This is a genomic window from Actinoallomurus rhizosphaericola (assembly GCF_024055675.1).
GTDB lineage: Bacteria > Actinomycetota > Actinomycetes > Streptosporangiales > Streptosporangiaceae > Actinoallomurus > Actinoallomurus soli.
The window spans coordinates 489,226-505,749 of record NZ_JAMXMW010000004.1; the positions used below are offsets into that span (position 1 = coordinate 489,226).

Sequence of the window (16,524 nt, forward strand, 5' to 3'; positions counted from 1 at the left end):
ACCTGGATCGACCCGAACGGCGGCATGTACGCCTTCGACCCGGTCCTCACGCGCCCGGACTGGGGGACCCGCGCGACGCGGATCTTCTCGCCGATCACCTCGCGCACCCACTTCTTCAGCGCCGCCGTGGCCGAGACCCACGGGATGCTGACGTCCGCCCAGCGGGCCCAGGCGGACGTGTACGGGCTGGACCGCAGCGACATGGGCCGGATCTACCTGACCGCCCCCGTCCGCCAGCAGACGTTCGAGCAGGCGTTCATCGCCGAGATCAGGGCCCGCCGGGATCGTCTGGCCGACCTGAACGCCGCCCTGCCGGGGCTGCTGCACGACGCGGCCGCCGTCCATACGTTCTGGCGGCAGGAGACGGAGACGCGCCGGCGGCGGCAGAACGACGACGATCCGCTCGGCGGCCTCCTGGAGCTGTCCGAACAGATCCATGAGGCCGAGTGGAACGAGGAGGACGCCGCCCGGATCGTCGAGTCGCTGCGGACCGCCGCCCGCGGCGGACCCGGCGAGCGCGCCTGGACTCCGGAGGAGGTGGCGGAGATCGGCGACCGGCTCGCCGAGCTGGCCGCCGCCCAGCGAGCCGCGACCTCCGGCTCGGACACACGGACGCCGCCTCCCGGAACCGGTACGACGGATCCGGTCACCGGCGGCAGGACGAACCCGGCCCCCGGAAGCGGCTCGACGGACCCGGCCCCCGGAAGCGGCCGGTCGGAGCCGGTCACCCGGGCCACGGGGAAGCAGAGAGCGACCGGAACCGGCGAGACGCTGCCGGACTCCGCGATCGGCCGGACGGAACCGGACGCCGGGACCGACACGGCCGACCTCGTCCTCCGCACGAGGCGAACGGCTCCGGTCGCCGGCCGGTCGGGCTCCCGAGCCATCGGCGCGAACGACGTCGAGTACGCGGCCGCGCGGGCGCTGAGAGCCGAGGCGGAGGCGTTCGACCAGGCGCGGCTCGACGCGGCGCTCAGCGAGCGTCACCTGCGGCCGATCGAGGTCGCGGCCGACGACAACTGCTTCTACCAGAGCCTCATCGCCATCGCCGCTCCGCACCTCGCCCGGGTGATCCCCGGACTGAGGAGCACCCGGCCCGGCAGCCGCGAGGCCGTGCAGGTCGTACGGAACTGGCTGGCGGACCGGCTGGCGGCCGACCTCGCGGTGGCGGGCCAGGGCCTGCTCTCGCGGTACGCCGGCTTCTTCCACGAGTCGGGAGACGGCACCTCCTTCGCGGACTGGGGCCGTGCGCTGGTCGACCAGATCCGCCGCATGGACAGCTGGCGCAACGAGGTGGGTGACCTCGTCGCCCACCTGGCGGCCAACGAGCTCGGCCTGCCCCTCACGCTCATCCAGGACCGGTACGTCACCGAGCTCGGGCCGGCCGGCGCCGCGCGGGTCAACTTCATCCGCACCCCGGGCCACTTCATGGGCGCCGAGAGCACCGACGAGGACGCGCCGGAGATCTCCTGGGAGCACCTGCGGCCGGCCCTGCCGACGCCCGCAGACCGGTCCGCCCGCCAGTTCCAGCTGATCCGCGGGACCCTGGAACGGCGGGTCGAGCGCGCGGGAACCGACTATCAGGAACTCCGTGAGCGTCTCGATCCGGACGTCAGGCCCGAGACCGACGCGGAGGCGCAGGCGATGGTCGACCGCTTCCGTGACGCCCACGCGGCGAACGGCCACGCGGACGTGCCGGCACACCGCCGCGCGCAGGCCCGGCTCGACACGATGCGGCGCGCGGCGGCCCAGCTCGAAGGCCTGACCGCGAACCTCCACCGGCAACTGGGCGACCCCCCGGCCACCGGACCGTCGAGCCGGGGCGAAGGCGCGGGTACCGGGATCTCCGATTACTTCGAGATCGAGGTCAACTCCCTGCTGGCCCGCATGGGTGGCGCGTGGCTCGGTGGGCGGGTCGACCGAGGAGAGATCGAACACGCGCTCCGTGAACTCCCGGAGGGCATTCCCAAGAGTTCTGCCAGGGGGCTGGCCGCTTTCGTCGCGCATTACATCGCCTTCGGTGAGAAGCCCAGGCTGCGGGGCGGCGTGCCGGGCCGCGCGCCGCTGGCCGAGAGGCCGGCCGAGGCCTCCGGGTCGTCGGCCGCCGAGACCGCTCCCGTCCCGGCGGAGTGGATCTTCGGGGCGACGAGGGGCCGCGGCGGCGGAGTCCAGCGCGCCCTGGACCCGGAGCGACTGGCGGCCACCGCGCTGGCTCCCGAGACGCTGCTGACGGACGACGAGGGCGGTGCCATCGCGCGGAACTGGACGGGCACGGGGAACCAGCGGCTCGACCTCTCCTCGTACGCCGTGTCGGACGCCGCCGGGCGGGTCGGCACGTTGCGGGCGCCATGGTCCGATCCGTACGCGATCATGGCGGGGACCGGTACCGGCTGGACCGTGATCACGCCGCGCGGGCGGTTCAGCGTGACGGACCCCGAAGAGCTCGCCTGGATGATCGCGCAGGACTCGGCGCGTCCGGAAGGAGCCGAGATCGTCCTGGCGTTCGGCAGGGTCACCCCGGCCCTGGCCCTGCGGATCGCCGGCCTGACGGGAGCCCGCACCTGGTACGTCCGCCACGACGTCCGTTCGCTCCTGGACCCGACGACGGGCATCGAACGGCTCGCGATCGGCCCGGTCCCCGCCGGCGCGGACGCCGTCTGGGCGGTGGCCGAACCGGACGACGCGCAATCCGCTCTCAGCATCCTCGACCTGTACGACGGCGCGGAGAGCGCCGTGGAACCGGCCCTCAGCATTCTCGACCTGTACGACGAAGCGGAGAGCGGTGCGGAGGAGGGCACGCGGTCCTCGGACGATGCCGGAGGCCCGGCGGTGGACCCGTCCGGGGTGGTCGGTCCGGTGGAGGCGCGGCGGGCCAGGCCGCTGACCACGACCGAGTACGAGGTCATCGACGGTGGCGGTACGGGCGTGCTGTTCCGCCGGCCCGGTGATCCCGTTCTCGAACGGCGATCCCCGCAGGCGTGGGAAGGGGAGTCCGCCGCTCCGAGCTTCACCACGCTGACCCAGGACTACGTGGAGACGGCCGGCTCCGATCGGCCGAGGCTGCGGATCTCCGCGGACCGCACGCTCGCCGTCCAGGACGGCGTCTCCGGGCAGCAGATCTTCGCGTCCGACCAGGCCATCGCGCGTGCGCGGGCGAAACACGCGCGCTGGGACGACATCGTGTGGCTCGAGGTCGAGGATGACGTGGCCATCGTCGTCCCGACCCCGGACGGGGGGAGCCGGCGGCTGTTCCGCGTCACGCCGGAGTTCAGGACGCGTCCCGGGCAGTCCCCCGATGAGGGCTCCCGGCCCTTCGTCGAGTTCCTGGCCGGCGACCACCGCTTGTCGCACCTGGTGTTCGGCGACCCGAAGGGCGGTCCGGTGACCACCGCCCCGGTCAACGCGTCGGACGCCATCGAGGTCACCGGTACCCACTACCTCGCCGAGGCCCTGACGCGGATGGCCGACGGGGAGATCCCGCCGACCGACATCGACCCCGAGTGGGCGGCGGCCCAGATCCGCCGGGACGACCGGCCGAGCGGCGGGGGCGGCGGCCCGTTGCCCGGGGAGGGCTACGGCGGTGCGCTGGCCCTGTCCGACACGCCCAGCCCGCGCCGCGGTGCCCTGTCCTACGCCGCGCGTCTGCTCGGCATCAACGAAAGGGCGTGGGCCGACGTCGGCGAGGGCTACATGGTCCAGTTGGTCGCCGCCCCGGACGAAGGCGGACGGCCGGACCTGACTCGCAACTTCGCCAAACCGGGCTCCGAGCCCGGCAAACACCTCGGTTACCACTTCGCGATGGTCGTGCTCGCCAGCGAGGACGGCACCCACCAGATCACCCTGGAGAATCACGCGCGGAGGGCCTCGCCGATGTGGGAGGCCGCGCGCCGGGAAGCCGTCGAGACGAACCTGAGGGACTACTCGCTGAGCGAGTTGCAGCAGATCACGGAGGATCTGCGCGCGAACCTCGACCGGCTGAAGAACGCCGGTCGCACGGACGGCCTCGCGGAGCTCCGCGGTTACCAGAACCTGGCGGGGGCGCTGACCAGGGCGAAGCAGGCCCAGACGGAGGTGCTGGAGAAGGCCGAGGGGTCTCCGGAACGCGCTGCGGCGGAAGCGGAGCTGGACAAGCACATCAGGCGCGCCATGCGCGGTCTGGAAGCGGTCGACTCGATCATTCCGGCGAAACGCCAGTGGTACATGCGGATGCTCTCGCAGCGCCCCGGCGAGAGTATGCACGACCTCAGCGCGGGACTGCTGGAACCGGGGCCCGCGACCGTGGCCAACCCGCTCACCGCGGTGGTGCTCTTCGGGCACCACGGCCGGCCTTCGCCCATCAGGTTCGACGAGGGCACCGACCGCTTCGACGCGCGCTACCTCAAGTCTCCGGTCGAGATGGTGGCCACGGTCGGCCTGTGGAACGCCGACCACGGGCTTCCTCTGCCGCCCGTCACCGTCACCGGCCACGCCCGAGCGGCGACCGGCGGCAGGAGTCTCGCGGCGAACCGCACGAAGGGCGTCGAGGACGCCTTCCGCGAGCACCTGGCCGATGAGCTGCGGCGGCGCCAGGCCGGTACTCCGCCGCCCCACCTCACCGCCGAGGACTTCGAGATCAGGCGGGTGGCGGCGAAGACCACGGGCGACGACGTCACGATCTCGTTCGACGATCGCCGCGGGGGGCCGCGTCAGGTCGCCATCCGGGGGGCCCAGCGCGGAACCCCCGCCCCGTCCGGCACGCAGACGCGGCGCCGCCGGTTCGGCGGCCTGCTCGGCGGATCCCCGGACCACGACAGGAACCCGCTGGCGGAGCAGTGGCCGATCGGCCGCCGGCTGACGGTCATGGAACCGCGCTTCGGCGACCCCGGTGACCTGACCGAGGTGCCCCTGGACGAGGTGCCCGCCGTCGGCACATCCTCCGGGAAGCCTCTGGTGTACGAGCGCCCGCATCCGTCCCGTTCGACGCCGTTCACCTACGAGATCGAGCGCACGGGCGTGATCAGGCTCTCCGGCGAGGAGCTGTCGCCCTTCGACTGGACGAGGTTCGGGGACGACTTCATTCACGAGCCGACCGGCGCCTACCTGCGGGGGGACAACGGCTGGCTCGGCCGGGTCGACAATCACGACACGCTCCTGGAGGCGCTGACCTCCCTGGGCACGGAGGCCCGGCCGTACCGGCTGACGGTGGGCAAGGGCGCGATGTACCTGGTGCCGCTCGACGAGAGCGGTACGGCGGTCCGCATCCCGCTGAAGGACCAGGCCCCCCGGTCCGGCGCACTCGCCGACCAGCCGCAGATGAACGATGAGGCGTACGCCGCTTACCGGACCTTCTGGACTGCGCTGGAAGAGACCGGCGACACGGAGGCACGAGACTCGGACGCCGCGCCGATCGTCCCGTGGTACGTGGAGCAGGGCGGGCTCGGCGACGGTTCGGTGTCGTCGGTCGCCGAGGTGGTGGACAGGTCGCTGCCGGACGGCGGTCCCGACGAGCCGGTCACCCGCTGGCTCGATGCCGTCACCGCCGGCCTGTCGTCGTCCGTGGCGCGTGCGGTCCGCAAGAAGATCCTCGCGCTGCTGGCCGAGAAGGACCCCGTGCGGTGGGAGCGGCTGCTGCTCCACGGCAAGCTGATCGTCGAGAAGAGCACACGGGTCAAGCTGTCCTTCTCGGTGGAGCAGACGGAGTTCGCGCCGCCGGAGGACACGGGGGCCGATCCGGGCTACCAGACGTACTTCAGCAAGTACGGCGACACGACATACGCCGAAGAGGTCATGCGGCAGAACCTGAGCGGGAGGAACGCGTCGGTCGAGCCGATCCTGTTCCTCTCGGTGGGGCTGCAGGCGGGGCTGTCGCACGTCTCGCCGGTGTTCAAGGTCGGGACGGAGCGCGGCACCGGTTCCTGGCAGACCATCCTGATGGAGGTCCAGTCGGGGAACCGGGTCATCGCCAACGCCGCACACGGGTACGCGGCACGGATCCGGGTGCGGGCCACCGTCGACCGGGTCGAGCGCCCGGATCTCCTGCTCCCCGGCGAGGCACGGCTGGCCTTCCCCACGGTCTACTCGTCCGCCGCCGAGGCCGCCGTCCTCACGGCACCGCCCGGGAGCGGCGGGCACCCGGTGGTGCGGGTCGTGGACCCGGCCGTGCTGCACGGCCTCGATCACGCGGTCACCGCGATCGTGCCGGAGCCGCTGCTGGCCGGCCTGCGCAGCGTCCTCGAGTTCCTCGGGCTCCCGGCGAAGGACGTCGACGAGATCGTGCAGGACGTCGCCGAGGAGTACGTCAACGAGAAGACGTTCAAGGATCGCAGCCAGTGGTGGCTGACCGACAGCTGGGTGACGGGCCTCATCGCCAAGAGGCTGTCCGCCCTGTCCACGTTCCAGGGTCATCTGGAGTTCAGCGGCCGGCCGCAGACCGTGCGCTACGTGACGACGACCGACAAGGAGGTCCTGCTCCGTAACGACATCGCGGACACGGTGCGGATCGGCGACGGCCAGAAGCACAGCACCGGGGCGAGTGCCACGCCGGGCGTCGCCTTCGGGGTCGAGCTCGGCTCCCATCTGGCCACGCCCAGCGTCGACCTGCCGAAGCTGGGGTCCTCGCGCGAGTACGGGCGCAGCCTGACCTCCGGAGGCCAGCTCAAGAACGCCACCATGCGCAAGGACCGTCTGGTCCGCTACCAGACCGAGTTCGTGATGACGATCTCGGTCAAGTCCGACCACGGCGATGTCCCGTTCACCCTCCCGATCATCGGCGAGCTGGGGATCGGCCTCGCGCACGCCAAGGACTTCGAGCGCCACGCTCTCGGCGGGGTGCCCACCGGCTCCGGCCTCATCCCCGCGGAGGAGCCGGCGGAATCGGAGAAGCCGGAAGACCTCGAAGCCCCGGCCGGGTCGTCGAAGGCGCTCGATGAGGGCCTGGACGAGGTCCTGCCCGCCGGCTCGAAGGCGCTCGATGAGGGCATGCCGGCCGGGTCGAAGGCGCTCGACGAAGGCATGCCGGCCGGGTCGAAGGCGCTCGACGAGGGCGCGCCGGTCCGGTCGGAGACGCCCGCCGAGCCGGAACCGCAGGAGTCGACGACGGTCGTGGGCGGGGCGCCCGACGAGCTTGCGGCAGGGCGCTCGGAGCCTTTCTGGGCCGACTTCGCGCGGCGGCTGAGGGCGCGGTTCACGGACGGACGCCCGCCCGAGCCCTTCCTCGACGGCGGCGTACGGGACGCCGGCGACCTCGTCGCGCTGGCCGACCGAGGGCCGATCGAGATCGTCCTTCCGCCCGCGCTGCACGACGCGCTCGTCCCGCACTGGCTCGGCGCGCAGGAGGGCTGGCGGGCCCTGTACGCGCATCCCGGCATCACCTGGGTGCTGTCGACGGACGAGCACGCGTTCCTGGTCTCGAGTGCGGACTCCCATGCCTCCGGCGGCCCGCTGTGGCGGTACGTGCTGGACGAGGACGCCCGGGTGGTCGGCGCCCTCCTCATGGACGAGCGCGAGGGCGAGCGGGAGCCGCGCTGGTACGTCCCCAACCCGGCCCGGGAGCCGATGACGGCCGAGGCGCCGCCGCCGTGGTACGAGGATCTGCTGTCGCCGCTGCGCGCGGCGGGGCTGACGGCCGTCACCGACTTCCTGACCTCGGGGGGCGTGCCGCAGATCCAGTTGACCGAGACACTGCGGAGCCGGCTGGAGGAACCGGGTGAGGACCGGACCCTGAACGAGGCCGTCGACGCGCTGAAGGCGGAGCCGCGGATCCAGGTCGTGACCGCCGACGGCAGACGGGTCCAGGATCAGGAAGGCGGGGAGAAGGCCGGGGAGAAGCGGTTCGTTCTCGACGAGCGCGGTCAGGTCCACGGTCCGCTACGGACCTGGCATCACGTGGTGCACCCCCGCGAGCCGCTCGCGCTGGCCGCCCGTACCGGCCTGGGCCGGGGCATCGTCCGGGAGATGCCGGGCCGCGAGAAGGTCTACCGCGAACTGGCCGACGAGCTCGCCCGGCAGATGCGCGAGGCCGGCGTCGTGGGCAAGATGTCCGCCGCCGCGCGTCAGCACCTGGCGCGGGCGCTGGCGATGAAGTTCGGGGTGCCCGGCGGCCGCGGCACGTTCCAGGACGGCATCGACGGCGACATCAGTCACGAGGTGACGATCCGCGGATACACGTTCACCGCCGTGCTCTACACCGAGCTGCGGGCACTGCGCCGGGACCCGGTGGCCGAGGTGAACGTCAGCCTGGACACTCAGCGGAAGAACGTCGCGGGCCTGGACACCGAGGACAAGAAGGGCTTCTCCATCGGTGCCGGCTTCAAGCTCAGTTTCCGGATCAAGCTGGCCCGGCTGTTCAGCCTGGACCTGCACGTGCTGGAACTGAAGGGTGAGCGCGCCCGGCACCAGAAGATCGGCAACAGCACGGGGGTCAAGGAGTACCGCCGCGAGCGGACGAACGGGAACGTCACCCGCTTCGAGTACGAGACCGCGTACACCTCGGCGGTCACGACGAGCCGCCGTTCCGGAGACCTGGTCGCGGCCCGGGTGTGGGAGCAGTCCGGTGACGAGTACTGGACCGCCGTCACCGTCTCCGACGCGCACCTGCCCGCCAAGCCGCTCCCCGCCGACGAGATCCTGGCGTACGGCGAGGTCACGGTGAAGACCGGGCCGATGGACGAGGAGGGCCTCCAGCGGCTGGCCGCCCCGCTCGGGAAGGACAGGGGCGAGGAGTTCGACCTCACCAAGGAGGGCCTGACCGGTATCCAGGTCACCCTGACCGGCGTCAACGAGCTCTCGGCCCACATGGCCGAGCTGGTGGCCGCGCACAACAAGACGCCCGGGCCCAGGCCCCAGGCCGACGCGTTCAAGCAGGTGCTCGCCGCGCTCGTGCCGTCAGGCCGCCGGTACGGCGCCGCGGAGCGCATCCTGCGCACCGGAACGCACACGTTCCTGGAGTCCAACGCCCGGCGCCTGCTGAGCCGCCGTGGCCTGCGGATCCCGCTGCCCTCGACCGCCGGCGGCTGGCGGCAGGAGATCAGGATCCGGATGCGGACGTTCAACGTCCGCCATGAGCAGACGGTCAAGGGCGCCACCCTGGAGCAGTACAGCGAGGCCGATCTGCGGTTCGGTGAGGAGAGGGCGTCCGGTTACGGTCTCGACACCTCCGCCGGCCCGGGCGGTGTGGTGCGGCTCGGCCTGCCCTCTGCGGAGAGCCACAACGAGGGCGAAGGCCATCAGACGACCAGCCAGAAGGCGGGCAACCAGATCTCCGGCGGTTTCGTGGGCGGCGGCGACGTCTCCTTCCCGAGCCGCAGCGTGACCGACATGGGCGGCGCGCTGGATCTGAACCTGGGCACCTACTCGGGTGACAGCGAGCAGCTCGGCGCCGATCCCGTCTACACCATCCAGTACCGGCGCTGGCGCCACGTGAGCGGGGCGCGCAAGCTGCGCCGCGCCTTCCGCCGGGGCCCGGGAACCCGGGCCTCCTACCGCGTCGAACGGCACGTGAAGATCGCCCGGGGGGCCGAGCTCCTCGTTCCGTACGTCCGTGCCGCCGACCACGGCCTGCCCGTGCCGGCCCGGGACGACCTGCCGTCGGCGCAGGGCGAGCGTCACTACCTCAACGACGACCTGGCCGTGGCCGCCGCGCACGTCGAGAGCGTCGACGCGGCCGACGTCGTCGACACGATCGAGGCCCTGCTCGGCGGTGACCTGGATCCGGACGTGCTCGGCGCGATCGAGACGGCCTTCGACGAGGAGGCGATCCGCGGCCAGTACAGGGGCGCCCGCCGAGGCGGGATCCACCGCGTCATCACCACCCCCGCCGAGACGTGGGGGGAGGGACGGATCTGGGACTACCTGAAGATGCCCGCCCGCACGGGCGGCACGCTGCACACCGGGATCCGCGTCACCGCCATCGAGGACTCGGTCACCTACCGGCGGCCCAGGCCCGACGTGAAGGTGACGACCGGCGGACAGGCGTTCGTCCAGATCGGCAAGCACCGCAGCCGCGGCCACGCCTGGCGCGCGGGAGGCTTCTTCCACGGCCGGTGGGCGACGGCGCCGGCGGGACTGCGGCCGGCCGGCGGTGTGAGCGTCAAGTACGAGCGCAGACACGGGCTGAAGGTCGGCCTCGAGTCCACCGCGCGCGACGTCCGGCGCGCCACGGCCAAGGACACCTCCCAGGAGTTCCGGCACGGCGTGCGGTTCCGCATCGAGGTGTTCCACCGGTACTCGCCGAGCGAGTTCGCCCGGCGGAGCGCGCAGGTGGCGAAGGCCGTGCCCGCGCTCGTCGACATCCTCTCCCGGGGCGAGAGTCGGCGGATGTGGCGGCGCCTGTTCCCCGCCACCACCCCCGCGGCCGCCACCGACGAGGTACGCGGCCGGGCCACGCTCCTCGTGCCCACCCACCTGACCGCGGCCGGCCCGCGGCCGGCCCCGGCCGCGGCGGTCGAGGCGCCGGCCGGTGCGACCTCGACGGCGTCGGGTCATGCCCCGGCCGCCGCATCGGCGCCGGCGTCGGTCCCGGTACAGCCGACGATCACGCGCACGCCGCCTCCGGCTCCCACGGCACTGGCCACCTCGCTCGCCGAGCACGTGCACGCCATGGCGCTGCCGGGTATCGAGCACCTGGCGGACTGGGCGCCGGCCGCCGCGACACCCTGGCGCCGGATCGACGGAGCGGCGGTGGCGCGCGGTGTCGCACCGACGGTCGAGGAGTTCGGCCCGACCCACCAGGACGGCGTGACCGGTGACATCGCCCTCGACGAGCGCGACGCCACCGCCAACATCGACAAGCTGCTGAACGGTACGTACCGCATCCCGCTGGTCGGCCGCGAGTACCTCACCGTGCAGATGGTGCCCACCCGGGGACGATGGCTGACCCAGGGCGGTTTCACCGGGCTCAACTTCCCCGAGCACTCCCAGGAACCGGCGCGGGAACACGAGGCCGAGCGAGGGTGGAGCGTCGACGGTGAGTTCGACCTCGGCCACGCGTTCGCCCGGCCGCTGGAGGAGGGCGCCGACCAGCCCCTGATCGACCCCGGAGTGTCCTCCGGCAAGGACAACCGGACCGCTCGCATGCACAAGAACTCGGCCGGCGACTACGTCGAGTCCAACCGGCAGCGCGACGACGACTACGACTACTACGTCTTCGACGCCCGATTCCACGTCAGTGGCCCGCACGGGCACTACGTCGTCCTGGACGCCCCCGACGGCTTCATCGGCATGCTCCCGGCCACGGTGGCCCGGCGACTGATCACCGACCTCGGCCTGGACCTGGAGCGGCCGCCCCTGGGCGACGCCGAGCTACCGGCCTCCTGGGCCGAGAGCGGCACCCTTCCTCCCGAGGCCACGGCCGAGGTCATCGACCGGGCCGGAGGCATGGCGGCACTCCGTGGCCGGACCCTGCGGCTGTGGACCCGCGCCGACCACCTGAAGCCGGCCGCCACGACGGCGGACCGGATCACCGCCCAGACCGGCGTACCGGTCGAACTGCTCGTCCGTGACGCCGACGGATCGATCGGCCGGTACCCGGAGAGCGCGCGTCACGCCCTGCGATCGACGACCACGTCCCCCGACGAGCGGACGACGACCACGTCCCCCGACGAGCGGGCGACGTCTCCCGACGAGCGGACGACGACGACCACGTCCCCGGACGAGCGGGCGACGGAACCGGCTCCGCACGGCGTCGAGCACGTGACCGAGCAGGTGGAGAGGGTCGACGCGGCTCCTGCGGCACAGACCGATGTGACGGCGCTGGTCGAGGTGCCGGTCGCTCCCCGCGCATCGGAGCCGCTCGGCGAGGCACTGGCTCGCGCGCTGAACGACGACCCGTCCCTCCCGGCCCGCCTCGGCGAGACCCCGGGCGAGCAGGGCGATGCCACGAGACCCCTCTACGACCGGCTCATGGCGGGTCTGACGGAGGAGAACCTGCCGGCCTCCGCGCCGCTCATCGACGAGGATCGGCAGGTCCCGCTCGCCGACCTCGAACGCGCCGGGATCGACCTGACGCTCGCACAACGAAGCCAGGCCATCCTGAGCGGCGGCCTGCGCGGCGCGGACCTCACCCGCGTCCAGCGTTTCCAACTGGCGGTGAGGATCGAGCCGGTGGAGTCCGGGACGCCGACGGAGATGATCGAGTCCCTGGCGTCCGTCGCCCGGGCTCTGGGCATGACGATCGTCCTCGACGACGCCCGCACCGTCACGCCCCGGCGGGCCATCTCGGACCCGGCCTCCCACGACGCGCCGGATGAAGAGCACGTCGAGCGGCCGGTCGAGGGCACCGTCACGTCGGAGGCCGGAGCCCCGGTACGGCCCGTCACCACCACCCGGCCGAGCACGGTGGACGAGGACCTCATCGAGGTCGCGGACGCGGCCGATGCGGCCCCGGCCCAGAACGAGGTCGTGCCGGGTGACGACCTCGGCCGAGATCCGGACCTGGTGTCCGCGGTGAACAGGATCCTGGACGGCAGGCCGCAGTGGACCCGCGTGGTGTTCGCGGAGGAGGTGGCCTACTGGCACGGGATGCTGCCGAAGCACTGGCGCGGGCCGGTGCCGCGTCTGCTGAGAGACCGGGCCGAGGCGATCGCCGACCTGATGATGGGCCGGCCGCTGCCCCGGCTCGGGGGCGGAGCGGGCGGCAGGGAGCGGCAGGACCTCCCCACCGATTCCTATCAGCGGACGGGCCCGGGCACGGCGGACCTCGAGGACACCGCGTACGAGCTGCACCGGCTGTGGGGAGCGGGATTCGGCGAGGCCTTGGTGTACGCGCTCCACCACCGGGTGCCCGAATCCCTTCCGCTCGGCTCGGCAGACGCCTTGCACCAGTGGGCCGGGCAGCAGGTGATGGCGGAGGATCTGCCGCCGGACCTATCGATCGATGGTTTCCGTGCGGCGCTGGAGGGCGGCGACCGGAGCATAGCGGTGCAGAAAATCGTCGCTTCGGTCGTCGCGCGAGCCTTCGGTGTGCCGATCGCCGTGGTGGGGCCGAACGGGAGAGTTCATCGATTCGGGACCGCTGGGCCGGATCCGATATTGCTGGTGCAAGAGGCCGACGGCCGTTTCCTCGCGGGGGTGCGGCCGGTGTACTCCGATGCCGAGTACGCCACCACGGATCCCGAGAATGATGACTCCTCTTCCGAACCCGAAGAGGAGCCCTTGCCGCCCGAGGAGCATCGGGCGTGGTTCGAGCAGTTCTACTTCGCGCATCCCCGGATCACGACCTATGAGCCGCAGCCGACGGCCGGCTTCGGAACCAGTGTTCACGGGCCTCACCCGGCGACGATCGTCGTCGCCAGGAGCGGGCCGAGCGCGAACGGGCGGATCGTCTATCGCGAAGACGACGAACTCCTGTATCGCTGGGACACCCGGGGGCCCGAGATCATCTTCGTGGAGGGTTTCCGGCCGCGTGGGCGGACGTTGCCGAAGAGTCTCCGGCTCTATCAGAATGAGCTTCTCACGTCTGGTCTGGTCGGTACCACACGCAGTCGTGCACTCGACGCCGTCCCGCTTTTCAATACGGAATCCGGCCTCATATATCGATACTCGGTGAACGCTCCCGGCGGCATCGATATGGTCGCCACTTTGAATGTCAGCTCCCTTTGGGGCCAGCAGGAAGTCGTCTTCTGGAAAGGTGTCAGGCCCAAGTACGTCGTCGGTGTCGAGATCTTCAGGAAGATCGATGACGAGTTGACGCTGATCGAGAGTTTCACCAGAGACGAATACCTGGGCCGGTTCGGCCTGCCCGCGGTCGAGGGCACCCTCACTTCGGAGGCCGGCGCCCTGGTGCGGCCCGTCACCACCACCCGGCCGAGCGCGGCGGACGAGGACGTCATCGAGGTCGTGGACGCGGCCGATGCGGCCCCGGCCCAGAACGAGGTCGTGCCGGGTGACGGCCTCGGCTGGGATCCGGAGCTGGTGTCCGAGGTGAACAAGGTTCTGGGCGGCAGGCCGCAGTGGACCCGTGTGGTGTCCGCGGAGGAGGTGGCCCACTGGCACGAGATGCTGCCGAGGAACTGGCGCGGGCCGGTGGTGCCGCGTTCGCTGAGGGTCCGGGCCGAGGGGATCGCCGACCTGATGATGGGCCGGCCGCTGCCCCGGCTCCGGGGCGGAGGGAACGGCGGGCAGCAGCCGGCGACGTCCCCTCCCGAGGAGGAGTACGCCGGCCGGCTCGCCGTACTGCTGGCGGCGGTGCCGGTGGACCACGCCGAAGTGCTGCGGCAGCTCCGGTTCCGCGCTTCGCTGGCCGACGGCCGTACGGCGGAGACGCTGGACGCCGCCTTCCACGCGCAGACCGGCAGGCCGCTGGCCGACGCGGTGAACGACGCCGTCGCCGGGCAGCGGACTTCGGCGGCTCTCGCCGCGGACGTCCGGCGGTACCTCGGCCTGGAGCGAGAGGCGACCACGGAGACCCCGCCGCCCGGCCCGATCGCCGTCGCTCCGGGAGAGCCGGCCACGGCGTCACCGGGTGTCCTGCCGTTCACGCGTGACCTGCACGACGCTCTCGTACGGGGCGACGACGCGGAGAAGGTGTTCGCCCGCCTACGCCTCCTGGAGGGGGACCCGCGCCGGTTCTGGGCCGTCGAGGAGGCGTACGAGAACGAGTACGGGGCGCCGCTCGTCGAGCGTGTGAACGCCCTGTGGGAGCGGCAGTACGGCACCGATCCGGCGCACCGCTGGAGCGAGGTGCTGCCGACCTCCGGGGATGGTCTGTTCGACGGGTCCCGCCCGGAAGCGGTGTCGTACGCGCAGGTCGGCCGCTGGTACGAACTGCTGACCGGGCTGAGCTTCGACCACCACGAACTCGGTGCCGTCCGCCTCCCCGCCGCGTACCACTACGACGGCTGTGCCCTGCGGGCCCACCTGACGGCGTTGCGGCTCCTGCAGTGGGGCGCGCCGGTAGGCAAGATCGTCGCGGGGCGGGCGGCGCCGGACCTGGGCGTGCTCGAGGGCAACATGCCGGGCTCTCTCGAACCGACGCTCGTCGAGTGGCTGCGTCACGTCGCCCCCGTCGTGTGGGCGCGCGACGCCGACGGACGGCCCGGCTGGGTCGTCCTCGACACGGCGCTCGGGCGCGGACCGCTCAGCCCGGGGGAGTGGCTGACGCTGATCGGGGTGGACCCGGCCGACTCCCGCAACGTGTTCCTGACCGGCACGGTGGAAGACGTGCATGCGGCCGTAGAGGCCGAGTTCGCCAAGGCCCCGTCGACCTGGCATTTCGACCACGAGACCCAGCACCCGGTCGGCCGTGCCGTCGCCGCCATCACGGGAGTCGAACACACCGGCGTCCTGCTGGGACGGCGGCCCGAGCCCCTGCGGAGCGTCGACGCCATGATCCGGGACCAGACCGGCGACCTCGTCGAGCACGCCCACGCGATGGAGGAGCTCACCTACGCGCGCCGCGCCGCCCGCGTCCTGCGGGAGACGCGCGGTGAGGCGCCGCAGAGCGTCGCGCGCCGCCTGGAGACCGAACTGGCGGGCCCCAGCCCCGAGCGCGGGACGCTGCGCCGGTACCCCGACCTGGACCGGCTCGTCCATGAGGTCCTCGGCGACTCCGTTTCGGAAGTCGTCGCGCGTCTGTTCCCCGGCGACCGGGGCGACGCACGGACGCTCGCCGCGCGGGCGCCGTCTCCCGCGGCCGGTCGGACGCGGCCCGTCGCGCCGCCGGGGTGGCCGTCGTGGACGGTGGCGCCCCGGGCGACGCGCGCTCCCGAGGTACGGCACGTGGCGGCCGGCGCCGGCGACGTCCGTCCGGCCGGCGCGCCTTCCCGCTACGGGCAGGACTTCTACGAGGGACAACGGTGGATCAGTGGCCGCCGCACCTACGAGCAGAATTTCTCCCGGGCGCTCGGCCTGGATCCACGCCTGCCCGACGTCGTCCGCCGGGCCAACCACCGTCTGTACACGACCATCGCCCAGCACACGCCGGCCGACGACGCCGCGCGAAGCTTCGCCCCCGGGCTCGGGCGGAACCCGGCCGCCGAGCTGGAACGTCTGCTCGGCGACGACGCGTCGTGGTCGCTGGACGAGCATCTGGCCGCGTTCAACCAGGCGGTGTCGCGATGGGAGAGGGAACTCGCCTCACTGTGGGACGAGCGAGTGCCCCGGTCCCGTCCGCGGTCCGGCGACTGGCGTTCGGAGCAGATCGCACGTGGCTATGAGGTTCACCGCAGGCCGCTCGACCGCCTGGAGTGGACGTTCCGGGTCTACGCGCACCTGGGCTTCGGGCCCGAAGACCGTGCCTTGTTCCTCCGCGCGGCGATGACCAGGGGAACCGCGCTGTACGAGGTCCTCACGGCGTGGCGCTCCGCGGGGCTCGGCGACGATCCCGCGCACGCGGTACCGGAGGCGGTGCTGCTCACCGAGGCGGCCGACCTGTACGAATGGGCCGACGCGATGTTCCGGCCGCGCGACCTGATCGTCGATCCGCAGTCGCTCGCCGCCCTGACGCCGCCCCATCTTGGATCGGTGACGTCCTGACCAGCGTGATCCATGGTGATCGAGGAGATTCCCCGGCAGCACGGTCGACAACGGAACGCCACCATCGGTAGCTTC

Annotated in this window: 1 protein-coding gene (only partly in view); it reads left to right on the forward strand. The window is 72.3% G+C overall.

Annotated features, from left to right (window positions below):
* Nucleotides 1-16,449 carry the final stretch of a protein-glutamine glutaminase family protein gene (locus NE234_RS13250; protein WP_252779256.1) on the forward strand. Its footprint begins 49,977 nt before the window's first position, so 16,449 of the gene's 66,426 nt are visible here — the last part of the coding sequence; the start codon falls outside the window, past its left edge; its stop codon occupies nt 16,447-16,449.
* Nucleotides 16,450-16,524: the final 75 nt, after the last annotated feature.